The sequence below is a fragment of the Streptomyces sp. NPDC107538 genome, assembly GCF_055657445.1.
The window spans coordinates 77,888-99,985 of record NZ_JBVKAY010000005.1 but is presented as its reverse complement, the minus strand read 5'-3'; the positions used below and the strand labels follow the sequence as shown (position 1 = coordinate 99,985).

18 protein-coding genes, 1 tRNA gene and 1 riboswitch are annotated in these 22,098 nt (G+C 70.2%); of the genes, 13 read left to right on the top strand and 6 right to left on the bottom strand.

Annotated features, from left to right (window positions below; translation table 11 throughout):
- Positions 1 to 187: 187 nt before the first annotated feature.
- From ACZ7MG_RS18835 to ACZ7MG_RS18790, 10 genes are all read left to right on the top strand, one after another.
- Positions 188 to 1,207 carry a nucleoside triphosphate pyrophosphohydrolase gene (locus tag ACZ7MG_RS18835; RefSeq protein WP_471394894.1) on the top strand — a complete coding sequence of 340 codons (1,020 nt, stop codon included), beginning with the start codon at positions 188 to 190 and terminating at the stop codon, positions 1,205 to 1,207.
- Between the two features lie 89 nt (positions 1,208 to 1,296).
- Positions 1,297 to 2,700 (top strand): cytochrome P450 family protein, encoded by a 1,404-nt coding sequence (locus ACZ7MG_RS18830; protein WP_471394892.1) that lies wholly within the window; start codon positions 1,297 to 1,299, stop codon positions 2,698 to 2,700.
- A 126-nt stretch (positions 2,701 to 2,826) separates the two neighbouring features.
- Entirely contained in the window at positions 2,827 to 3,894 is a 1,068-nt protein-coding gene (locus ACZ7MG_RS18825; RefSeq protein WP_471394889.1) for a LysM peptidoglycan-binding domain-containing protein, read from the top strand.
- 182 nt (positions 3,895 to 4,076) lie between these two features.
- Positions 4,077 to 4,258, top strand: a riboswitch (cyclic di-AMP (ydaO/yuaA leader).
- Between the two features lie 4 nt (positions 4,259 to 4,262).
- The gene (locus ACZ7MG_RS18820; RefSeq protein ID WP_471394886.1) at positions 4,263 to 4,970 is read left to right on the top strand and encodes a transglycosylase family protein; all 708 of its coding nucleotides are present in this window, start codon (positions 4,263 to 4,265) and stop codon (positions 4,968 to 4,970) included.
- A 360-nt stretch (positions 4,971 to 5,330) separates the two neighbouring features.
- A complete protein-coding gene (gene eno / locus ACZ7MG_RS18815) occupies positions 5,331 to 6,611 on the top strand; it encodes a phosphopyruvate hydratase (protein ID WP_471395037.1) in 1,281 nt (426 codons plus the stop codon).
- A 122-nt stretch (positions 6,612 to 6,733) separates the two neighbouring features.
- Complete coding sequence (locus ACZ7MG_RS18810; RefSeq protein ID WP_471394884.1) at positions 6,734 to 7,231, top strand: FtsB family cell division protein; 498 nt, start codon at positions 6,734 to 6,736, stop codon at positions 7,229 to 7,231.
- A gap of 70 nt (positions 7,232 to 7,301) precedes the next feature.
- Positions 7,302 to 7,853, top strand: a complete 552-nt coding sequence (locus tag ACZ7MG_RS18805) for a DUF501 domain-containing protein (protein WP_471394882.1) — start codon at positions 7,302 to 7,304, stop codon at positions 7,851 to 7,853.
- The gene (locus ACZ7MG_RS18800) at positions 7,850 to 8,791 is read left to right on the top strand and encodes a Ppx/GppA phosphatase family protein (protein WP_471394879.1); all 942 of its coding nucleotides are present in this window, start codon (positions 7,850 to 7,852) and stop codon (positions 8,789 to 8,791) included. The genes ACZ7MG_RS18805 and ACZ7MG_RS18800 overlap by 4 nt, the downstream gene beginning before the upstream one ends.
- Before the next feature lie 482 nt (positions 8,792 to 9,273).
- Positions 9,274 to 10,656 (top strand): NAD(P)/FAD-dependent oxidoreductase, encoded by a 1,383-nt coding sequence (locus tag ACZ7MG_RS18795; protein ID WP_471394876.1) that lies wholly within the window; start codon positions 9,274 to 9,276, stop codon positions 10,654 to 10,656.
- Positions 10,657 to 11,002: 346 nt separating this feature from the next.
- A complete protein-coding gene (locus ACZ7MG_RS18790; protein ID WP_471394873.1) occupies positions 11,003 to 12,304 on the top strand; it encodes a class I SAM-dependent methyltransferase in 1,302 nt (433 codons plus the stop codon).
- Positions 12,305 to 12,375: 71 nt separating this feature from the next.
- Here ACZ7MG_RS18790 and ACZ7MG_RS18785 read toward each other — a convergent pair whose 3' ends face one another.
- Positions 12,376 to 14,916 carry an ABC transporter permease gene (locus ACZ7MG_RS18785; protein WP_471394871.1) on the bottom strand — a complete coding sequence of 847 codons (2,541 nt, stop codon included), beginning with the start codon at positions 14,914 to 14,916 and terminating at the stop codon, positions 12,376 to 12,378.
- 89 nt (positions 14,917 to 15,005) lie between these two features.
- Positions 15,006 to 15,776, bottom strand: coding sequence for an ABC transporter ATP-binding protein (locus ACZ7MG_RS18780; protein ID WP_471394868.1), 771 nt, complete (start codon positions 15,774 to 15,776; stop codon positions 15,006 to 15,008).
- A gap of 421 nt (positions 15,777 to 16,197) precedes the next feature.
- Between ACZ7MG_RS18780 and ACZ7MG_RS18775 the strand changes: the two genes are divergently transcribed.
- Positions 16,198 to 16,280 (top strand) — tRNA-Leu (locus ACZ7MG_RS18775).
- 214 nt (positions 16,281 to 16,494) lie between these two features.
- Positions 16,495 to 17,376, top strand: a complete 882-nt coding sequence (locus ACZ7MG_RS18770) for a Bax inhibitor-1/YccA family protein (RefSeq protein WP_471394865.1) — start codon at positions 16,495 to 16,497, stop codon at positions 17,374 to 17,376.
- Positions 17,377 to 17,463: 87 nt separating this feature from the next.
- On the opposite strand, the gene ACZ7MG_RS18765 is transcribed toward ACZ7MG_RS18770, so the two are convergent.
- Positions 17,464 to 17,694 (bottom strand): DUF4287 domain-containing protein, encoded by a 231-nt coding sequence (locus tag ACZ7MG_RS18765; RefSeq protein WP_033524870.1) that lies wholly within the window; start codon positions 17,692 to 17,694, stop codon positions 17,464 to 17,466.
- A gap of 104 nt (positions 17,695 to 17,798) precedes the next feature.
- Here ACZ7MG_RS18765 and ACZ7MG_RS18760 point away from each other — a divergent pair, with 104 nt between their 5' ends.
- Positions 17,799 to 18,110, top strand: coding sequence for a hypothetical protein (locus ACZ7MG_RS18760; protein ID WP_471394862.1), 312 nt, complete (start codon positions 17,799 to 17,801; stop codon positions 18,108 to 18,110).
- A 148-nt stretch (positions 18,111 to 18,258) separates the two neighbouring features.
- Here ACZ7MG_RS18760 and ACZ7MG_RS18755 read toward each other — a convergent pair whose 3' ends face one another.
- From ACZ7MG_RS18755 to ACZ7MG_RS18745, 3 genes are all read right to left on the bottom strand, one after another.
- On the bottom strand, positions 18,259 to 19,041 hold the full coding sequence (locus tag ACZ7MG_RS18755) for a hypothetical protein (RefSeq protein ID WP_471395035.1): 783 nt from the start codon (positions 19,039 to 19,041) through the stop codon (positions 18,259 to 18,261).
- 258 nt (positions 19,042 to 19,299) lie between these two features.
- Entirely contained in the window at positions 19,300 to 20,517 is a 1,218-nt protein-coding gene (locus ACZ7MG_RS18750) for an acetyl-CoA C-acetyltransferase (RefSeq protein WP_471394860.1), read from the bottom strand.
- Between the two features lie 364 nt (positions 20,518 to 20,881).
- Positions 20,882 to 21,976 (bottom strand): SGNH/GDSL hydrolase family protein, encoded by a 1,095-nt coding sequence (locus ACZ7MG_RS18745; protein ID WP_471394857.1) that lies wholly within the window; start codon positions 21,974 to 21,976, stop codon positions 20,882 to 20,884.
- Positions 21,977 to 22,098: the final 122 nt, after the last annotated feature.

The window sequence follows — 22,098 nt, the reverse complement described above, 5'->3', positions numbered from 1 at the left end:
GTCACGACGACCCAGCAAAAGCCGGCGTAGCGGGCAAGCCCGCCCGGCCTGTGGAAGGGGGCGCGCGCGTCGCGGTTTGCGGAGCCGGGGGATTCAGCCCTCCCCGGTCCGTGGGCACGCGGACGGTCGCATCCCCGGCCTGTGGATAACTTCGGGGGTCGTCCGTGGCGTGGGTTACGTTCGTCGTGTGAACGCACATCGCCCCGACGGCGCCCCCGCCCCCACGGCCCCCGAGACCTCACCCCCCTCTCCGGGCCGAGTCGTCCTGCTCACCACCAGCCACCGGGTCGCGCCCGGCCTGCTCTCGTGGCCGGCCTGGCAGGCGCTGCACGGTGCGGATCGCGTCCTCTGCGCGGACGAGGCACATCCCCAGCTGCCCTATCTCCGCGAGGCGGGCATAGCGGTGGAGCAGGCGACCCCGACGGCCGAGGAACTGGTCGACGCCTGCGCCGGCGACCGCACCGTGGTCGTCGTGGCCACCGCCGAGGGTGAACCCCGCCTCACCGACGGCCTCGCCCGCCTCGCCGGCTCCGGCCGCGTCCGGATGCCGTCCCTGGAGCTGCTCCCCGCCTCCTACGACCTCCCCGGCGCCCGCCTCCTCGACCTCGTCCAGGTCATGGACCGCATCCGCGCCGAATGCCCCTGGTCCTCCCAGCAGACACACAAGGGCCTCACCAAGTACGGCATCGAGGAGGCGTACGAACTCGTCGAGGCCATCGAGGAGGGCGACCGCGACGAGCTCCGCGAGGAACTGGGCGACGTCCTCCTCCAGGTCGTCTTCCACGCCCGCATCGCCGAGGACGACCCCGACGCCCCCTTCTCCGTCGACGACGTCGCCGCCGGCATCGTCACCAAGCTCATCCACCGCCACCCCCACGTCTTCGGCGACGCCACGGCCACGACCCCGGAGGAGGTCAAGGCCCACTGGCTCCGCACGAAGGCCATAGAGAAACGCCGCGAGTCCGTGACCGACGGCATCCCCCTCGGCCAGCCCGGCCTCGCCCTCGCCGCCAAACTCTCCTCCCGCGTCCGCACCGCCGGCCTCACCGTCCCGCTGCCCCCCGCCGACGACATCGGCCACAGACTCCTCGCCCTCGCCGCCCAGGCCGAATCCGAAGGCACCGACCCGGAAGCCGCCCTACGCGCGGCGGCCCGCACCTACCGCGACGCGATCCGGACCGCGGAAGGGCTCGGCACCACCGAGTAACACCTGCACGACGAGGTCGAGGGGGAAGCAGCAGAGGGAGGAGCAGCAGACGGAGGGAGGGGCACCGAAAGGCCGGATACCGTCGACTAGTGACCAACCTGCCCGCACCTCCTCCCACCGGCACCCCCGAAGGCACCCCCACCGGCGATCCCGGCGGCACCCCCACGGGAGCCGCCGCCCCCGCGCTCTTCACCTGGGAGTTCGCCACCGATCCGTATCCGGCGTACGCCTGGCTCCGGGAGCACGCGCCCGTGCATCGGACGCGGCTGCCCAGTGGCGTGGAGGCCTGGCTGGTGACGCGGTACGGCGATGCCAAGCAGGCGCTGGCCGACGGGCGGTTGTCCAAGAACCCGGCGCATCACGACGAGCCCGCGCACGCCAAGGGCAAGACCGGTATCCCCGGTGAGCGCAAGGCCGAGTTGATGACGCATCTGCTGAACATCGATCCGCCGGACCACACCCGGCTGCGCCGTCTCGTCTCCAAGGCGTTCACCCCCCGCCGGGTCGCCGAGTTCGCCTCCCGGGTCCAGGAGTTGACCGATCAGCTCATCGACCGGTTCGAGGAGAAGGGCGAGGCCGATCTCATCCACGAGTTCGCCTTCCCCCTGCCCATCTACGCGATCTGCGACATGCTCGGCGTCCCCCGGGAGGACCAGGACGACTTCCGGGACTGGGCGGGGATGATGATCCGGCACGGCGGTGGGCCCCGGGGCGGCGTCGCCCGGTCGGTCAAGAAGATGCGCGGCTATCTCGCCGACCTGATCCACCGCAAGCGCGAGAGTCTCACCGAGCACCCCGCCCCCGGCGAGGACCTCATCTCCGCACTCATCCGCGCCTCCGACCACGGCGAACACCTCACCGAGAACGAGGCCGCGGCGATGGCGTTCATCCTGCTGTTCGCCGGGTTCGAGACCACCGTCAACCTCATCGGCAACGGCACCTACGCCCTCCTCACCCACCCCGAGCAGCGCGCCCGCCTCCAGGCCTCGCTGGCCGCCCAGGAGACCGAGCTGCTCGAAACCGGCGTAGAGGAACTCCTCCGCTACGACGGCCCCGTCGAACTCGCCACCTGGCGCTTCGCGACCCAGCCCCTCACCATCGGCGGCCAGGACATCGCCCCCGGCGACCCCGTCCTCGTCGTCCTCGCCGCGGCCGACCGCGACCCGGCCCGCTTCGACGACCCCGACACCCTCGACCTCTCCCGCCGTGACAACCAGCACCTCGGTTACGGCCACGGCATCCACTACTGCCTCGGCGCCCCCCTCGCCCGCCTCGAAGGTCAGACCGCGCTGGCGACACTCCTCACCCGTCTCCCCGACCTGCGACTCGCGGTGGATTCGGCCGATCTGCGATGGCGAGGAGGGCTCATCATGCGGGGATTGCGCACGCTTCCGGTCGAATTCACCCCGCGGCAGCGGCCCCTGGGAGCCCGTGAGCGACCCGTAGCACTACCCCATTCCGCGGCAGAAGATGACGCTCCCTCAAGTCTGTGATCTTCACGTGATCTGCGCTGCATTAACTTGTGACAACTGATCGACTGCGGCTACGTTCACACGTCAGTGCGAAGGGGGCACCACACCCTTCGCACGGGTCACTGCTGTCGTGTGAAAGGCAACCGCATGCTCTCCGGGAACGGTCGTCACCGTCGCCCCCGTCAGGCTCCGGCCCTGCTCGTCGCGGCCGGAGTGACCGGATCGGCCATCGCCATCCCCCTCCTCGGCGCCACCGGCGCGAGCGCGGCCAGCGGAACCACCTGGGACCAGGTCGCGGAGTGCGAGAGCGGCGGCTCATGGAGCGCGGACACCGGGAACGGACGCTACGGCGGCCTCCAGTTGACCCAGGCCAACTGGGAGAAGTACGGCGGTCTCGACTACGCGACGACCGCCGACCAGGCCAGCCGCTCCCAGCAGATCGCGGTCGCCGAGAAGGCGCTCGCCGACCAGGGCGTCGGCGTCTGGGCCACCTGCGGACTGCTCCACAATCTCGGCGGCGACTCCGGTTCCGCCGACGTGGACACGGGCGTGACCGACGGCTCGACGAAGGCGGACGGTTCGTCCGACGGGTCCGACACCGCAGGTACCTCCGGTACTTCCGATTCGTCCCCCTCGGCCGACGAAAGCGGCAAGACCGGCGAGACCGACAAGACCGGCAAGGCCGACGGAACCGACTCGGCCAAGTCCACCGATGCGGACGCGTCGGCCGATTCGGCCGATTCGACCGACTCCAGCGCGAACGCCGAGGGCGCCGAGGGCTCTGACGGTTCCATCAAGGTCGAAACCGGAACGAACTCGGGCAAGTCGTCACAGAACGACAGCTCTTCGACCGCCGACGACAGTGACGGCGGCACCGGCCGCCACCGTGGCGCCAGCGCCGACGAGAGCTCCGAAGCCGGCACAGAGACCGGCACCGGCACCGGCACGGACGCGGCCGGCGACGACTCCCGCTCCGCCGACTCCAAGTCCTCCGGCCGCCACGCCTCCCGCGGCGCCGACGCGGCGCGCGAGGCCGTCGACGGCGCGTACACCGTCCAGGCGGGCGACAGTCTGACGGGCATCGTGAACTCGCTCGGCCTGGACGGCGGGTGGCGCGGGCTGTACGCGGAGAACGAGGACACGGTCGGAACTGACCCGGACCTTATCCTTCCCGGTCAGACCCTCGAAGTCGGTGCCGAAACGGGCGAAAAGTAGCGACAGTTCAGGTCATGGTTCGCACCTGAATGCCCGTTTTGATCTATGTGGGAGATGAATCACAGACCCCGTGATCGTCTTTGAAATTCGGGCAATCACCTGTTTACGGTCGTGACCGCTCGCCACAGCGGGCCCCTGCGGTCGTACGCCGAATCCTGCCAACGGCCGTGAGGGAACAGTCGTCGCGTCAAGCGCCGTAGGCAGGAGCGGGGGACCCAAGGTAAGTGCCGGGCCCAGCGGTTCACGCTGGACCGGCTCGGGGTGAAGCCGCGTGATGCGAGCCGAAAGGCGAGCGTCCCGCGGCCGGGCAACTCAACCGGCCCGAACCCGACAGCTCACCTCGCAGGCGTCGGTGAGGGGATCTCTCCATGCTGTTCTCCAGCAAGGGCAAGCACCGTCGCCCGTCCAAGGCCGCTCGCGCCATCGCCGTCGCCGGTGTCACCGGCGCCGCCGCCATCGCCGCCCCGCTGATGGCCGCCGGCAGCGCCTCCGCCGCCACCGCCTCCGAGTGGGACACCGTCGCCCAGTGCGAGTCCGGCGGCAACTGGTCCATCAACACCGGCAACGGCTACTACGGCGGCCTGCAGTTCTCCGCCTCCACCTGGGCCGCCTACGGCGGTACGCAGTACGCCTCCACCGCCGACCAGGCGAGCAAGGCCCAGCAGATCGCGGTCGCCGAGAAGGTCCTCGCGGGCCAGGGCAAGGGTGCCTGGCCGGTCTGCGGCACCGGCCTGTCCAGCGCCTCGTACGACGGCGCCGCCGCCTCCAGCGGCAACTCGAACTCCGGCTCCTCCACGCAGCAGAACACGCAGAAGAGCACCCAGGAGAGCACTCAGAAGAGCACCGAGGACACCCGCGCCTCCCGCTCCTCCGAGCGCGCCACCGTCGAGACCCCGACCGGCAAGAAGGTCAAGAAGGGCGACGGCGAGTACAAGGTCGTCAAGGGCGACACCCTCAGCGCCATCGCCGAGAAGGAGAACGTCAAGGGTGGCTGGGAGAAGCTCTTCGAGCTGAACAAGGACATCATCGACGACGCCGACTTCATCTTCCCGGGCCAGCAGCTCCACCTGAGCTGACCCGTCGCAGCCCGGTGGGACGGGTCAGGCTGGGCCGAAAAATCCGGCCGCTCCCCAGCTGAACCACAGCCCGCTCACATCCGTGTCCTCCATAGTGAAGACCTCGTGAGGGCCGTCCCCCCGTCCCCACGGGCTCCCCGCCTCGGTGCGCATTCCCCCGTACGCACCGGGGCGGGGCTTTTCTTTGTTCTGTTCACTTTCTCGCCCACCCCCCCTTTGTTCCGGACTGAAACAATGGGTACCGTCTGTCTGTCCACGGGACGGTCGGTCGGCTGCCGACGGCCCGGGGGCGGTTAGGCTCTAGTCGCAAGGCCCGCGGGCCCCGCACTTTCAGCGTCACATTCCATGAAGGAGATGCTCGTGCCGTCCATCGACGTCGTCGTAGCCCGGGAAATCCTCGACTCGCGAGGCAACCCCACCGTCGAGGTCGAGGTCGGCCTCGACGACGGCAGCACGGGTCGTGCCGCCGTTCCGTCCGGCGCCTCCACCGGTGCCTTCGAGGCCATCGAGCTGCGTGACGGTGACCCGAACCGCTACCTCGGCAAGGGCGTCGAGAAGGCCGTCCTCGCGGTCATCGAGCAGATCGGCCCGGAGCTCGTCGGCTACGACGCCACCGAGCAGCGCCTGATCGACCAGGCGATGTTCGACCTGGACGCCACCGACAACAAGGGCTCCCTCGGCGCCAACGCCATCCTCGGCGTCTCCCTCGCCGTCGCCCACGCCGCCTCCGAGGCCAGCGACCTCCCGCTCTTCCGCTACCTGGGCGGCCCGAACGCGCACCTGCTGCCCGTTCCGATGATGAACATCCTGAACGGCGGCTCGCACGCCGACTCCAACGTGGACATCCAGGAGTTCATGATCGCCCCGATCGGCGCGGAGTCCTTCTCCGAGGCCCTGCGCTGGGGCGCCGAGGTCTACCACACCCTCAAGAAGGTGCTGAAGACCAAGGGCCTGTCCACGGGCCTCGGCGACGAGGGCGGCTTCGCCCCGAACCTGGAGTCCAACCGCGCCGCCCTCGACCTCATCATCGAGGCCATCAAGGAGGCCGGTTACACCCCCGGCGAGCAGATCGCCCTCGCCCTCGACGTCGCCGCCTCCGAGTTCTACAAGGACGGCGTCTACACCTTCGAGGGCAAGGAGCGCTCCGCCGCCGAGATGACGGAGTACTACGCCGACCTCGTCGCGGCCTACCCGCTCGTCTCCATCGAGGACCCGCTGTTCGAGGACGACTGGGCCGGCTGGAACACCATCACCGAGAAGCTCGGCGACAAGGTCCAGATCGTCGGCGACGACCTCTTCGTCACCAACCCCGAGCGTCTCGCCCGCGGCATCGAGGAGGGCTCGGCCAACGCCCTGCTCGTCAAGGTCAACCAGATCGGCTCGCTGACCGAGACCCTGGACGCCGTCGAGATGGCCCAGCGCAACGGCTTCAAGTGCATGATGTCCCACCGCTCCGGCGAGACCGAGGACGTCACCATCGCCGACCTCGCCGTCGCCGTGAACTGCGGTCAGATCAAGACCGGCGCCCCGGCCCGCTCGGACCGCGTCGCCAAGTACAACCAACTGCTGCGCATCGAGGAGATCCTCGACGACGCCGCGGTCTACGCCGGCCGCAGCGCCTTCCCCCGCTTCAAGGGCTGACTCCCGGCGGTCGGCAAGTAGGAAGCGTCGTACGTACGTCCCCGTACTCGGTCCCGTACCGTGTGCGGGGACGTACGCACATGCGCGCAGGAGACAGGCAGAGGCGGAAGGGGAAGCGGGACATGGCCGTGAAGGACCGGGACCGGGACCGTTTCTCCACCGCGACCCGGCTGAAGGTGCTCGGTGAGCAGACGGCCGCCCGGGTCTACCGCTCCCAGGCCAAGCGCCAGGTCCGCCGCTCCCGGCTGACCGGCCGGGCCGCGCTGCTCGCCCTCGTCCTCTGCTCGATGATCGTGGCGCTCGCCTATCCCATAAGGCAGTACGTCTCCCAGCGCGCCGAGATCGCCGACGTACGGCGGGAGCGCCAGGAGGCGCGCGAGCGCGTCGAGGAGTTGCGCGACCTCAAGGCGCGCTGGCAGGACGACGCGTACGCCGAGCAGCGCATCCGGGAGCGGCTGCACTATGTGATGCCGGGCGAGACCGGCTACACCATGATCGACCCGGACGCGGCGAAGCAGTCCCGTACGACGCAGGGGGCGGCCGACCGTCCCTGGTACACCAATGTCTGGGACGGGGTCGACAAGGCCGACGCCGCCGACAGCCGAACGGTCACCCCGTGACCGTCAGGCCGTGACCGTCACCCCGTGACCGTGAACCGATCAGCCACACCGAGGACTTGAGTAGCAGGTTATGCAGACCCCTCCGCCGCCCACCGAGCGCACCGAGCCGACCGACGCCGATGTCGAGGCCTTCCAGCAGCAGTTGGGCCGCCCGCCGCGCGGGCTGCGCGCGATCGCGCACCGCTGCCCCTGCGGACAGCCGGACGTCGTCGAGACGGCGCCGCGCCTGCCGGACGGGACGCCCTTCCCCACGACGTACTACCTGACGTGCCCGCGCGCCGCCTCCGCGATCGGCACGCTGGAGGCGAACGGCGTGATGAAGGAGATGACGGAACGCCTGGCGACGGACCCCGAACTGGCCGCCGCCTACCGGGCCGCGCACGAGGACTACATCGCCCGCCGCGACGAGATCGAGGTCCTGGAGGGCTTTCCCAGCGCGGGCGGCATGCCGGACCGGGTGAAGTGCCTGCACGTCCTCGTCGGCCACTCGCTGGCCGCCGGCCCCGGCGTCAACCCGCTGGGCGACGAGGCGATCGCGATGCTGCCGGAGTGGTGGGCCAAGGGCCCGTGCGTGGTGCCGGCGTCGGCGCCCGAGAAGACCGGGCAGGAGGACGCCCGGTGACCCGGGTCGCCGCCGTCGACTGCGGTACGAACTCCATCCGGCTCCTCGTCGCCGACGCGGACCCGGCCACCGGTGAACTCGTCGAGCTGGACCGGCGGATGACCATCGTCCGGCTCGGCCAGGGCGTCGACCGTACGGGCAGACTGGCCCCCGAGGCGCTGCAGCGGACCTTCGCGGCCTGCCGGGAGTACGCGGCCGTCATCAAGGAACTGGGCGCCGAGCGGGTCCGCTTCGTCGCCACCTCCGCCTCCCGCGACGCCGAGAACCGGGACGAGTTCGTGCGTGGGGTGTTCGACATCCTCGGCGTCGAGCCCGAGGTGATCTCCGGTGACCAGGAGGCCGAGTTCTCCTTCACCGGCGCCACCAAGGAGCTGACCGGGCGCACCGACCTGACCCGGCCGTATCTGGTCGTGGACATCGGCGGCGGCTCCACCGAGTTCGTCGTCGGCGACGACCACGTGCGCGCCGCCCGTTCCGTGGACATCGGCTGCGTCCGGCTGACCGAGCGGCACCTCGTCCGGGACGGCGTGGTCGTCGACCCGCCCGCGCCGGAGCAGATCGCGGCGATCCGCGCCGACATCGAGGCCGCGCTCGACCTCGCCGAGCGGAGCGTGCCGCTGCGCGAGGCGCACACCCTGGTCGGGCTCGCCGGATCGGTCACCACCCTGTCCTCGATCGCCCAGGGCCTGCCCGCGTACGACTCGGTGGCCATCCACCACTCCCGGATCTCCCACGACAAGGTCCGCGAGATCACCGAGTGGCTGCTGCGCTCCACCCACGCCGAGCGGGAGGCGGTCCCGTCGATGCACCCGGGCCGGGTGGACGTGATCGCCGCCGGGGCCCTCGTGCTCCTCTCGATCATGGAGCGGATCGGGGCGGCGGAGGTCGTGGTGAGCGAACACGACATTCTGGACGGCATCGCCTGGTCCATGGCGTAGCTCGCGGGTGGCTGCCGGGGGTCCTCCCGGCGGCCCGCGGGCGCTTGTGAGCAAGTGTTAACTACTCGTCGGTAGCCTCGCTTGAGCTGTTCGGATAACGTATGAGCGCGTCCGAGGGGCGCTCCGGCACCTCTCGCCGACCCCGCGTCGAGAAACTTCGTGAAGTTCTTCACAAGAGAATCGCCCCTGTTGAGCGATGTTTTGAGGCTCCGCAGAGCGTTCCGGGGCTCCGGGAAGTCAACAGGGCGTCCCCGAAGGGTTTTCGCGGGGGTCTCGTCCGTGTGAAACCGGAGGGTGGTCCAGGGCCCTCAAGAGGCCGGAACGGCAGTTCACGCGGCCTTGACAACGGTCAAACCCCCCGGCTGGTTCCCTGGTGAGGTGTGGGTCCGGTCAAAGGGGTCGCGCAGTGTAGCAGAGGGTGTGAAGAAGCTTGTGAAGGGGCGCACGAGCGACCCCCGTATGGCGGGTACATACTCGATGGCATGAGCACCACGGAGCGTCCCAGGATCCTCGTAGTAGGCGGTGGGTACGTAGGCCTGTACGCAGCTCGGCGCATCCTCAAGAAGATGCGCTACGGAGAGGCGACCGTCACGGTCGTCGACCCCCGGTCGTACATGACCTACCAGCCCTTCCTCCCCGAAGCCGCCGCCGGCAGCATCTCCCCCCGGCATGTCGTCGTCCCGCTGCGACGCGTGCTGCCGAAGGCGGAGGTTCTCACCGGTCGGGTCACCACCATCGACCAGGACCGCAAGGTCGCCACGATCGCCCCGCTGGTCGGCGAGGCGTACGAGCTGCCCTTCGACTACCTGGTGATCGCGCTCGGCGCGGTCTCCCGCACCTTCCCGATCCCCGGCCTCGCCGAACAGGGCATCGGTATGAAGGGCATCGAGGAGGCCATCGGCCTGCGCAACCACGTCCTTGAGCAGCTCGACAAGGCCGACTCCACGACCGACGAGGACGTCCGCCGCAAGGCGTTGACCTTCGTCTTCGTGGGCGGTGGCTTCGCCGGCGCCGAGACGATCGGCGAGGTCGAGGACATGGCGCGCGACGCCGCGAAGTACTACAAGAACGTGTCCCGTGAGGACATGCGCTTCGTGCTCGTCGACGCCGCCGACAAGATCCTCCCCGAGGTCGGCCCGAAGCTCGGCAGCTACGGCAAGGAGCACCTGGAGGGCCGTGGGGTCGAGGTCTACCTCAACACCTCCATGGACTCCTGCGTCGACGGCCACGTCGTGCTGAAGAACGGCCTGGAGGTCGACTCCAACACGATCGTCTGGACCGCCGGCGTCAAGCCGAACCCGGTCCTCTCGCGCTACGGCCTTCCGCTCGGCCCCCGCGGTCACGTGGACGCCTCGCCGACCCTCCAGGTCACCGGCACCGACTACATCTGGGCCGCCGGCGACAACGCGCAGGTCCCGGACGTCGCCGCCCGCAAGGCCGGCGTCGAGAACGCCTGGTGCCCGCCGAACGCGCAGCACGCGCTGCGTCAGGCGAAGGTCCTCGGCGACAACGTGGTCTCCGGTATGCGGGGCTTCCCGCAGAAGGAGTACGCGCACTCCAACAAGGGTGCGGTGGCGGGCCTCGGCCTCCACAAGGGCGTCGCGATGATCGTCATGGGCAAGATGAAGATCAAGCTCAAGGGCCGCCTGGCGTGGTACATGCACCGTGGCTACCACGGGCTGGCCATGCCGACCTGGAACCGCAAGATCCGCGTCTTCGCCGACTGGACCCTCGCGATGTTCCTCAAGCGCGAGGTCGTCTCCCTGGGCGCCATCGAGACTCCCCGCGAGGAGTTCTACGAGGCGGCCAAGCCGGCGCCGGTCGCTGCCGCGAGCTCGGCCGGGGAAAAGGCCAAGGCCTCCTGACCCGCTGATCCATCCGAAGGGCCCTCCGCCATCCGTGGTGCGGGGGGCCCTTCGGCGTGCGCGGGGGGTTCGGTGTGTTGTTCGGGTGCGGGTGCGTGGGGCTTCTCGCGCAGTTCCCCGCGCCCCTGAAAAGCAGGGGCTGCGCCCGCTGCTTTTCAGACCCACCGCCGGTCGCCTTTCAGGGCCGCCGGGGCCTGGGCTTTCAGGGGCGCGGGGAACTGCGCGGCCAGCCCCCACTCACCCGCACTCGAACAACACACCTCGCACGGGGAATACGGCTGGGCCCCGCAGGTGATTACGTATGGCGTTGGACATTCCGGGATCTCTTGTCACGGAGGTGTGCGCCATGCAGGACGCCGCGTCGCGGCTGAAGACCCTGTTCGAGCAGGTGTCGGGGGCCCCGCTCCCGCTCCGGCTGCGGGCCTGGGACGGTTCGGAGGCCGGCCCGCCGGAGGCCCCCGCGCTGGTGGTACGGAACCGCAGGGCCCTGCGCCGGCTGCTGTGGAAGCCCGGCGAGCTGGGCCTCGCCCGCGCCTGGGTCGCCGGTGACCTCGGGGTCGAGGGGGACCTGTACGCCGTACTGGACCTGATCGCCGGCCATGTGTGGGAGCGGGACGAGGACGCCCGGAGCCTCACCGACGCCCTGCGCGACCCGGACGTACGGGCGGCCGTCAGGGACCTGCTGAAGCTGGCCGGACCGGCCGTCCTCGTCCCGCCCGAGCCGCCCCGCGAGGAGGTCCGTAGCCGCCACCGGCACACCCGGCGCACCGACAGACGGGCCGTCAGCCACCACTACGACGTGGGCAACGACTTCTACGAGACCGTCCTCGGCCCGTCGATGGTGTACTCCTGCGCCTACTGGCCCGCCGCCGACGGCACCGCCGACCTCGAAGCCGCCCAGCACGACAAGCTCGACCTGGTCTGCCGCAAACTCGGCCTGACCCCGGGCGCCCGGCTCCTCGACGTCGGCTGCGGCTGGGGCTCGATGGCCGTGCACGCCGCCCGGGAGTACGGCGTCCGCGTCGTCGGTGTGACCCTCTCCCAGGAGCAGGCCGCGTACGCCCGTAAACGCGTCGCCGAGGAGGGTCTGACCGACCGCGTGGAGATCCGTGTCCAGGACTACCGCGACGTCGGCGACGGGCCGTACGACGCGATCTCCTCCATCGGGATGGCCGAACACGTCGGCGCCGACAAGTACTTGGCGTACGCCGAGGACCTGTACCGGCTGCTCGCCCCCGGCGGACGGCTGCTCAACCACCAGATCTCCCGGCGCCCGCAGCGCGACGAGAGCACGTACGCCGTCGACGGCTTCATCGACGCGTACGTCTTCCCGGACGGTGAACTCGCCCCGATCGGCACCACCGTCACCCAGCTCGAACGCGCCGGGTTCGAGGTCCGCGACGTGGAGTCGCTGCGCGAGCACTACGCCCTCACCCTGCGCGCCTGGGTCACCAACCTCGAAGCCCGGTGGGCTCAGGCGGTCGCCCTCGCCGGACCCGGCCGCGCCCGCGTCTGGCGCCTCTACATGGCCGCCTCCGCGCTCGGCTTCGAACGCAACAGCCTCGGCGTCAACCAGGTCCTGGCCGTACGGCCCCCGGAAGGGGGTGCGTCGGGCCTCCCGCTGCGGGCCCGGACCTGGGGGGCCTGAACGCCCGTACGGGGGCGTGTGCGGCCATGCACACGCCCCCGTACTCCTCGCATACGCCTCCGCCGCCGCGGCTACTCCGACTTGATCGCCGCCAGCATGTTCAGCTTCGCCGCGCGGCGGGCCGGCCACAGGGCGGCCAGGATGCCGACCGTGGCGGCGAGCAGGAGGAAGACGGCCATCCGGGCCCAGGGGATGACCAGTTCGTACGTCGGCATCCGGCTGGCGATGAGTTCGCCGGCGGCCCAGCCGAAGAAGACGCCGAGGCCGATGCCGAGGACGCCGCCGAAGAGCGAGATGACCAGGGACTCCAGCCGGACCATCCGCTTGATGCCGCGCCGGTCGAGACCGATCGCGCGGAGCATGCCGATCTCCTGCGAACGCTCGAACACCGACATGGCCAGGGTGTTGATGACCCCGAGGACGGCGACGATCACGGCCATGGCCAGCAGGCCGTAGAGCATGTTCAGCATCAGCGTGAACATCTTCGCGATGTCGTCGGAGAGGTCCTGGCCGCTCTGGACCTTGATCGCGGGGTTCTCGCCGAGGGCCTTCTCCAGCCGGTCCTTGGTGGTGTCGGAGGCACCGGCCGAGGTCTTGACCATGACCATCATGTCGGCCGGGTCGGCGGCGGCCGGCAGCCGCTTCGTCAGCGTCGCGTTGTCCAGGAGGATGCCCCGGATCAGCTCGTTGCTCTCGTAGACCCCGGCGACCGTCAGCTTCTGCTTCTCGCCGCCCTCGAACGCGGCGGTGAACTCCGAACCGGCCTTCCAGCCGCGCCGGTCGGCGGTCTCCGCGTCCACGACGACGTCCGGGCCGCCCACCTTGAACGTCCCGTTGTCGACGGGGAAGTCCGTCAGCTTGCCGATGGCCGAGCCGTTGACCCCGGTGAGGTACTCGGTCTCGTCGCCTATCCGGGACTCCGCGTTGCGCAGCGGCGAGACGGCGGTGACGCCCTCGGTGGCGGCGAGCTTCTTCTCCACGTCGGGGGAGAGCATGTTGCCGTTGGCCATCGAGACGACATAGTCGGCCTTGATCGCGTCGGCGGCCATCCTGGCGATGGACTGCTGCAGACTGCCCGCCATCACCGTCATCCCGGTGATCAGCGTCAGACCGATCATCAGCGCCGAGGCGGTCGCGGCGGTACGGCGCGGATTGCGCACCGAGTTCTGCCGGGCGAGCTTGCCGGAGATCCCGAAGACGCGCATGAGGGGCGAGGCCGCCGCGATCAGGGGGCGGGAGAGCAGCGGGGTGAGGACGAAGACACCGATGATCAGCAGGACCGCGCCGAAGCCCATCGGGGCCTGACCGTCCGAGCCGTCCATCGTGGTCGCGTACAGGACGGTGGCGACGCCGGCGCCGGAGAACAGCGCGCCGATCGTGTTCCGTACGACGAGCGACTTGGTCGTGGCCTTGGCGTGGACGCTGCTCATCGCGGCGACCGGCGGGATCCTCGCCGCCCGGCGGCCCGGCAGCCAGGCGGCCACCATCGTGATCAGCACGCCGACGAGCAGGGCGGTGGCGACCGTGCCGGGGGAGACCACCAGCGGGCCCTCCGGGACGGTCTCGCCCAGGGTGCCGATCAGGGCCCGCATCCCGGCGCCGATACCGACACCGGCGGCCAGCCCGGTGACCGCGGCGATCAGGCCCACCACGAACGCCTCGATCAGCACGGACCGCGTCACCTGACGGCGGGAGGCGCCGACCGCGCGCAGCAGCGCCAGCTCCTTGGTGCGCTGGGCGACCAGCATCGTGAAGGTGTTGGCGATGATGAACGTGCCCACGAACAGGGCGATCCCGGCGAAGACCAGCAGCCCGTTCTTCAGACCGCTCATCTCGGCGGCGATCTGCGTGGCCTGGTCGTCGGCGAGCTCCTGGCCGGTGGTGGTGACGGCGGTGTCCGCGGGCAGGATCCGGTCGACGGCCTTCTGCAGCTGGGCCTGGCTGGTGCCGGCCGCCGCCGTCACGGCGATCTCGTCGTACTCGCCCTCCCGGTGGAACAGCTTCTGCGCGGTCGCCGTGTCGAACAGGGAGAGGCTGCCGCCGGCCGCGACATTGCCGTCGTTCGTGGTGAAGATCCCGGTGATCGTGGGGGTGAGGACCGGGCCGTCGACGGACATCCGGATGGTGTCGCCGACCTTGTACCCGGCGCGGCTCGCCGTCTTCGAGTCGATGGCTATCTCGTCCGCGCCCTCGGGCGCGCGGCCGCCGTCCCGGATCGGATACCGGGGGTCGTCCTTGCCCCAGAAGTTGCCGCCCTGCGACTGGAAACCGCCGCCGATCAGCTTGCCGTTCTTGTCGGCGAGGGCGGTGAACCCGCTCACCACACCGATCGCCGACTCGGCGCCGGGCGCCCCCTCGACCTTCTTCAGCACCTGAGGCGTCAGCTTCGGCTGCTCCATGACGCTGTCGCCCTCGTTCGGGCGGTACCCCGGCCCGATCGAGACGTCCACATGGTCGAAGCCCTTGGCCGAACTCTTCTGGAGTGCATCGGAGATGGTGTTGGTGAAGACCAGCGTGCCCGACACGAAGGCGACGCCGAGCATCACCGCGAGCACGGTCATGAGCAGCCTGGCCTTGTGCGAGAGCACGTTGCGCAGGGCGGTACGGAACATGAAGGGGTCCCTGTTTCGGGGTCGGGGTGAAAGAGGTCGAAAGAGGTCGAGGGTGAGGTGCGGCCAAGTGGTGGCGGGGCCGAACTCCCCTAGCTGGTACGGGCCTTGGTGTCGAACCTCTTCATGCGGTCCAGGACGGAGTCGGCCGTCGGCTCGTGCATCTCGTCCACGATCCGCCCATCGGCGAGGAAGATGACCCGGTCCGCGTACGCCGCGGCCACCGGGTCGTGCGTCACCATCACCACGGTCTGCCCCAGCTCCCGTACGGAGTTGCGCAGGAAGCCCAGCACCTCGGCGCCCGAACGCGAGTCCAGGTTTCCGGTGGGCTCGTCGCCGAAGATGATGTCGGGCCGGGAGGCGAGCGCCCGTGCCACGGCCACGCGCTGCTGCTGGCCGCCGGAGAGCTGGGCGGGGCGGTGGCTCAGCCGGTCGGCGAGGCCCACCATCCGGATCACGGTGTCCAGCCACTGCTTGTCCGGCTTACGGCCCGCGATGTCCATCGGGAGGGTGATGTTCTCCAGCGCCGTGAGGGTCGGCAGCAGGTTGAACGCCTGGAAGATGAAGCCGATCTTGTCGCGGCGGAGCTTGGTGAGCTGCTTGTCCTTGAGCGAGCCCAGCTCGGTGTCGCCGATGCGGACGGAGCCGGCGGAGAAGGTGTCCAGGCCGGCGACGCAGTGCATCAGCGTGGACTTGCCGGACCCCGAGGGGCCCATGATCGCGGTGAACTGGGCCTGCCGGAAGTCGACGGAGACCTGGTCCAGCGCGACCACCCGGGTCTCGCCCTGTCCGTAGACCTTCGACAGTTCCATGGCGCGGGCCGCCACGGCGGTGGACCGGTCGGCGAGGGGAGTGGTGGTCACGGGTGGGAACTCCTTGCGGGGCGACGGCGTTTCAGATGTCTCCATCGTCGCGATGCGGGGGCTCCGTGTAGTCAGCCGCTGTTCCGGTTCCGGGGGCAGACCTACGACGGACCGGCGGGCGTCGCGTCATACCTGGGTATGACGGCGGGCTCCGACCCGTCCCGAGGGATCCTGACGGACACGAGTCACCGCGTCACCGCGCGTGTACGCGGCGGGGCCGCCCGTTCGGGCGGTGAAATTCCGTCATTCCGCATACAGCCGGTCGCGCCGTCCGAAAGGCTACTGGCAAGTGCGGATGGCGTGTTCCGTGGGCTGATGCACCCTCAGACGTCAATAAAATAAGACAACATCGGTCCGTGCTTCGACTGTTCGGGGGAAGCGCCCCGATAGGCTCAGGACCTCATTGCGGAGCCCATGGCCTGCCCGGATGGTGGAATGCAGACACGGCGAGCTTAAACCTCGCTGCCCCTCGCGGGCGTACCGGTTCAAGTCCGGTTCCGGGCACCTCCGACCAAACCCGAACATTTCTCCCCATGTCCTTACATATCGCCCCTGGGGGCCGGCATGGGTTGAGGGGGGTGGGGCGGGGAATCACGGAGACGCGTAGCGTGTTCGATGACAAGGCAGGGAAAGATCCTCCCCAAGCACTAGAGTCAATCCCTTTGCCTACCTATTACTCTTGAGCCAAGGCCACGCAGGGTGGCCATGGAGGAGTGAAATGAGGAGCAGCAACCCGGTCTTCTCGCGACGGGGGTTCAGCCGCGACAACGGCTACGCGGGCTTCAACACCGCGCCGCAGGCCGGGGGAGCAGCTGTCGGTACCCAGGGCAACCCCTACGCCCAGCAGGGCGGCAACCCGTACGCGACGAACCCGTACGCCCAGCAGGACGTGCAGCACGGCGTCCCGCCGCAGGCCCCGGCCCGCACGGGCGCCATGACCATGGACGACGTGGTCATGCGTTCGGCCATGACGCTCGGCACGGTCGTCGTCGGCGCGGTCCTCGCCTGGGCCCTCCTGCCGGTGTCGCCCACGAGCTACGGCCTCGCCATCGGCGCGGCGCTCATCGCCTTCGTCCTGGCGATGGTGCAGTCCTTCAAGCGCAAGGCCTCGCCCGCGCTGATCCTGACGTACGCCGCCTTCGAGGGTGTCTTCCTCGGCGTGCTCAGCGAGATGTTCAACACGCAGTGGAGCGGCGCGCCCTTCCAGGCGGTGCTCGGCACCATGGCCGTCTCCGGCGCCACCCTCCTGGTCTACAAGGCGGGCTGGATCCGGGTCACCGCGCGGTACGCCCGTATCGGTATGACCATCGCGATCGCCTTCATCCTCGTCATGGCGGTCAACCTGCTCCTCGTCGTCTTCGGGCTCGCCCCCGACGGCGGACTGCGCAGCATGGGCCCGCTCGGCGCGATCGTCGGCATCCTCGCGATCCTGCTCGGCGCGTTCTTCCTGACCCTCGACTTCAAGCAGATCGAGGACGGCATCGCCTACGGCGCCCCGCGCGACGAGGCCTGGCTGGCCGCGTTCGGTCTGACCATGACCCTCGTGTGGATCTACGTCGAGATGCTCCGTCTGGTCGCCATCTTCAGCGGCGACGACTAGGACGGCCACCCGGGTCCGACCCCGGAAAGCTGTTGAAGGGCCCCCGAACCTCGCGGTTCGGGGGCCCTTCGTAGGTTCTCGGCGGCTTCAACGGAGCTTCCGCGCGGCCCTCCTCAGGTCGTACTCGTGAATGATCGCTTTGGCGTGTCCGTACGCGAGGTCGTACTCGTGCCGGAGCCAGCTGACCTTCTCCTCGAAGTTGAAGAGAGCGGGGCCTTCGTCGACCTTGCGGATCCAGTCGGAGACTTCACGACCGGTGCAATGGGGGATGCGGGCGAGCAGGTTGCGATGGGTCTCCTCGGAGAAGACTTGGGACATCGGCGCCTCCGGACGAAAGGGAAATGTAAGCCGGTCCTTCAGGTCACGTTGCCTGAGTGGCGGCCTGTTGGCAACAGTCCGGCCCGGGCGCGTACTCTCGCGGCGTGCTTGATACGACGCCGCTGACCCGTGCCGTGGACCATTTCGCCGACCGGTTGCGGGCCGCGCCGCAGAGCCGGCTGCAGCGGGGGGCCGCCGCGGAGGCGCTGGCGCTGGCCAGGGAGATGGTGGTGCGGGCGCAGCGGTTGGAGTCGCCCGGGGGGCCGGTTCACGAGATGCCGGACGCGGGGATGTTCGCTGCGGCGGATCAGGTGACGGTCGCCGGGAACGATCTTGCGCTGGTGTTGGCCGATGAGGGCGCGCTGGCTGATGCGGTGGCGTTGGTGGAGGAGGCTCAGCGGCGGGCCGGGGTGTGAGTTTTGGGCGCCTGACAGCTCGGGTGTGCCTGGTTTGTTGGCGGGTGCCGGTCCGGTGGGGCTTCTCGCGCAGTTCCCCGCGCCCCTTCAGGGCGCGGCCCCACTCGGCGGCGGAGAAGGCGCCCGCCGTAGCGCCCCTGCGTCGCCTCTAGAGCGACGCGATGACCCGGTCCGCCAGGATGTAGACCATGTCGTCGCCGCACTCGAAGGTGAGGGTGTAGGCGCCGGAGATGCCCGAGCCGCCCAGGAGGACCGGGGTGTCGCCGGTCTGGAGGGCCGTGGCGAGGCGTTCGGCGGTCTCGCGGTGGCCGGGGGTCATACAGAGCGTGGTGCCGTCGGCGAAGACGTAGACGTCGAGGGTGCCGAGGGGGCCGGGGCGGACGTCGGCCAGCTCGGTGCGGGACGCGGCGAGGTCCTCCAGGCAGGCGACCGTGCGCTCGTGGTCGTTGGTGACAGGTGACTGCACCGGCACGAAATCGGGGTGCGAGGGGTGCCGGCGGCGGGCCGCGGCCAGCTCCGCGGAGTCCCCGGCGAACTCGTCGCCCTCCAGGCTCGGCTCGATCACCGGCTCCAGGTGCTCCAGGCCCGCGAAATCGGACTGCCGGGGCAGGAACAGGTCGCTCTCGGGCAGACCCAGCAGGGAGGGTGCGTCGGAGACGTCACGGGACTCCTGGGCGGCCCAGAAGGCCCGCGCCTCGGCCAGCTCACGCTCCCGCTCCTCGGCGAGCGCCTCGGCGACGGCGGCGCGTATCTCCTCGGTGTCGGCGGCCGGACGGGCCGCCGGAACCGGGGCGCGCACCCCGGCGGTCCGGCTCTCGGCCAGCTCGGTGCGCAAGGCAGCGACCTGTCGGCGCAGCCCCGCGAGGGTGCGCAGGACGGCGACGCCCACGGCGGCGGTGGCGGCCGTGGTGAGCAGCAAGGCGATCGGCATAGCGCTCACTGACGTACTCCCGGTTCAAAGTCGACCCCCGACTTCCTACATCAGCTTGAAGGGCGGACTAACCAGCTGTCAGTGCGTAACGTCACGAATCGGGCAGGATCTTTGCCCCGATGTTTGGTGCTGAAACGGCTCTGACCTGCGTATATCGCTCCCCGGGGGGAGATAGGTCACATCCTGGGGGAGATTGGATCACAAAACGGCCCGGAGTCCCGTGGAATCGGGGGATTCCGGGCCGTCTTCCGCTCCCGGTCAGCTGAGGCGTTCGATGACCATGGCCATGCCCTGGCCGCCGCCGACGCACATCGTCTCCAGGCCGAACTGCTTGTCGTGGAACTGGAGGGAGTTGATCAGCGTGCCGGTGATGCGGGCGCCGGTCATGCCGAAGGGGTGGCCTACGGCGATGGCGCCGCCGTTCACGTTCAGCTTGTCCAGCGGGATGTCCAGGTCGCGGTAGGACGGGATCACCTGGGCGGCGAAGGCCTCGTTGATCTCGAACAGGTCGATGTCGTCGACGGTGAGGCCGGCGCGGGACAGGGCCTGCTTCGACGCCTCCACCGGGCCGTAGCCCATGATCTCGGGGGAGAGGCCGGAGACGCCGGTGGAGACGATCCGGGCGAGCGGGGTGAGCCCGAGCTCCCGCGCCTTGGTGTCGGACATGATCACCAGGGCGGCGGCGCCGTCGTTCAGCGGGCAGCAGTTACCGGCGGTGACCAGGCCGTCCTCGCGGAAGACCGGCTTCAGGCCCTGCACGGCCTCCAGGGTGACGCCGGCGCGCGGGCCGTCGTCCTTGGAGACGACCGAGCCGTCGGGCAGCGTCACCGGGGTGATCTCGCGCTCCCAGAAGCCCTTCTTGATGGCCTCCTCGGCGAGGTTCTGCGAGCGGACGCCGAACTCGTCCATGTCCGCGCGGGTCACGCCCCACTGGCGGGCCAGGTTCTCGGCGGTCTGCCCCATCGCGATGTACGGGTCGGGGAGCAGGCCGTCCTCGCGCGGGTCGTGCCAGGAGGCGCCGACCGACTTGGAGACGGTCTCCGTACGGGCCTCGGCCTCGGCGAAGAGGGGGTTGCGGGCGGTGGGGATGTCGCTGGTGCCGCGCGCGGTGCTGCTGACGACCTCGACGCCGGCCGAGATGAAGACGTCGCCCTCGCCGGCCTTGATGGCGTGCAGGGCCATGCGGGAGGTCTGGAGCGAGGAGGAACAGTAACGGGTGACCGTGCAGCCCGGCAGGTGGTCCATGCCCAGCTGTACGGCGACGATACGGCCCAGGTTGTGGCCCTGCTCGCCGCCGGGGAGGCCGCAGCCGAGCATCAGGTCGTCGATGTCCTTCGGGTCCAGCTCCGGGACCTTCGCGAGGGCGGCGGCGACGATGGTGGCGGTCAGGTCGTCGGGGCGCAGGTCCTTCAGCGAGCCCTTGAAAGCGCGGCCGATGGGGGAGCGGGCGGCTGAGACGATCACGGCTTCGGGCATCACGGCTCCATTGGCATGCGTACGCGTTCGGATAAGCAGGGCTGTGGGGGAAGTTACCCGTACGTATGGGCGGGGTCACGGGATGGAGGGTGTGACACCGGCCGCACTTTTCTAAGCGCTTGCTTTTTGGGTGGGGCGCGTTGGGGGGGTGGGGGTCTGGGTTCGTGGGCGGGTGCGGCTCCGGTGGGGCTTCTCGCGCAGTTCCCCGCGCCCCTGAAAAAGCGGGGCTACGCCCCTGCCTTTTTCGGCCCGAAAGGGCCGTAGGCCCTTAAGGGGCGCGGGGAACTGCGCGACCAGCCCCCACCGGGCCCGCGGTCGCCGGCGCACCCGCACCCCCGAGTCGTCAGGCGCCCGGCCGCAGCCACTACGCGCCCGGCTGCGCCTCCGCCGCCGCGTTGGGGGCCGGGTCCGACACAGGCACCCGACGCCGCCGCCGGCGCTTGAGGAGGGCCCAGGGACCACGCGGCCCCGTAGGCATCGCGGCCGTCACCTCGGTGCCGGCTTCGGACGCGGCCTCCGCGGCCGCGCGGGCCACCGGCAGGAACCCCTCGCGACGGCTGACGTCCGGCCGCTCCTCGTCCGCCGGCCAGAGCCCCAGCGCCGCGCACACCGTCGGCAGTACGGCCATCGCCGCGGTCGCGTACCCCTCCGCCGAGGGGTGGTAGTTGTCGGGGCCGAACAGCTCACGCGGGTTCTGCTCGAACTCGGGACCGAGCAGGTCGCCCAGCGACACGGTGCGGCCGCCCTGTTCGACCGTTCCGATCGTCTGGGCGGCCGCCAGCTGCCGCGAGGCCCGGCGGGCGAGCCAGCGCAACGGCTGCTGCACGGGCTCGATCGTGCCCAGGTCCGGACAGGTACCGACCACCACCTCGGCCCCGGCCGTCCGCAGCCGCCGTACGGCCGCGGAGAGATGACGGACCGAGCGGGTCGGCGGCATCCGGTGGGTCACGTCGTTCGCACCGATCATGATCACGCAGACGTCGGGGACCAGCGCCGGATCCTCCAGGACCAGGGCCACCTGCCGGTCGAGGTCGTCCGACTGGGCGCCCGGCAGCGCCACGTTCCGCAGCCGCACCGGGCGCTCGGCCACCGCCGCGAGCCCCGAGGCGATCAGGGCACCCGGGGTCTGCCGGGCCCGGTGGACACCCTGGCCGGCGGCGGTGGAGTCACCGAGCATGACGAGCCGGAGCGGGGGATCGACGGGGGCGCCGTACGTGTCGCCGTACGCGCTGTACGGGTCGTGCGACCGGCCGTACCGGCTGCCGTACGCGCGGCCGTACAGGCCCTCCGCGCTCGGCGGATGCGGGCTGTGCCCGTTGCCCACGACCCGTTTGGCCATCCGTACCTCGGCCAGCAGCACCCCCATGGCCGCCGCGCCGACCAGCCCGATGCCACCACCGCCGTACGCCGCGCCCGCCGCGATGCGCCGCGCCACCCTCGCCCTGGACATGCTCGACATAGGCCGCCGCCACCTCCTTCTAGCCGTACACCCACTCATTGCCCCGTACCGGCCCTCGGCCAATCCCGGCGGGAGGTGAACAGGGGGGAGAAGGGTGAGGGCGGGGCTTAGGCTGGCGGGAC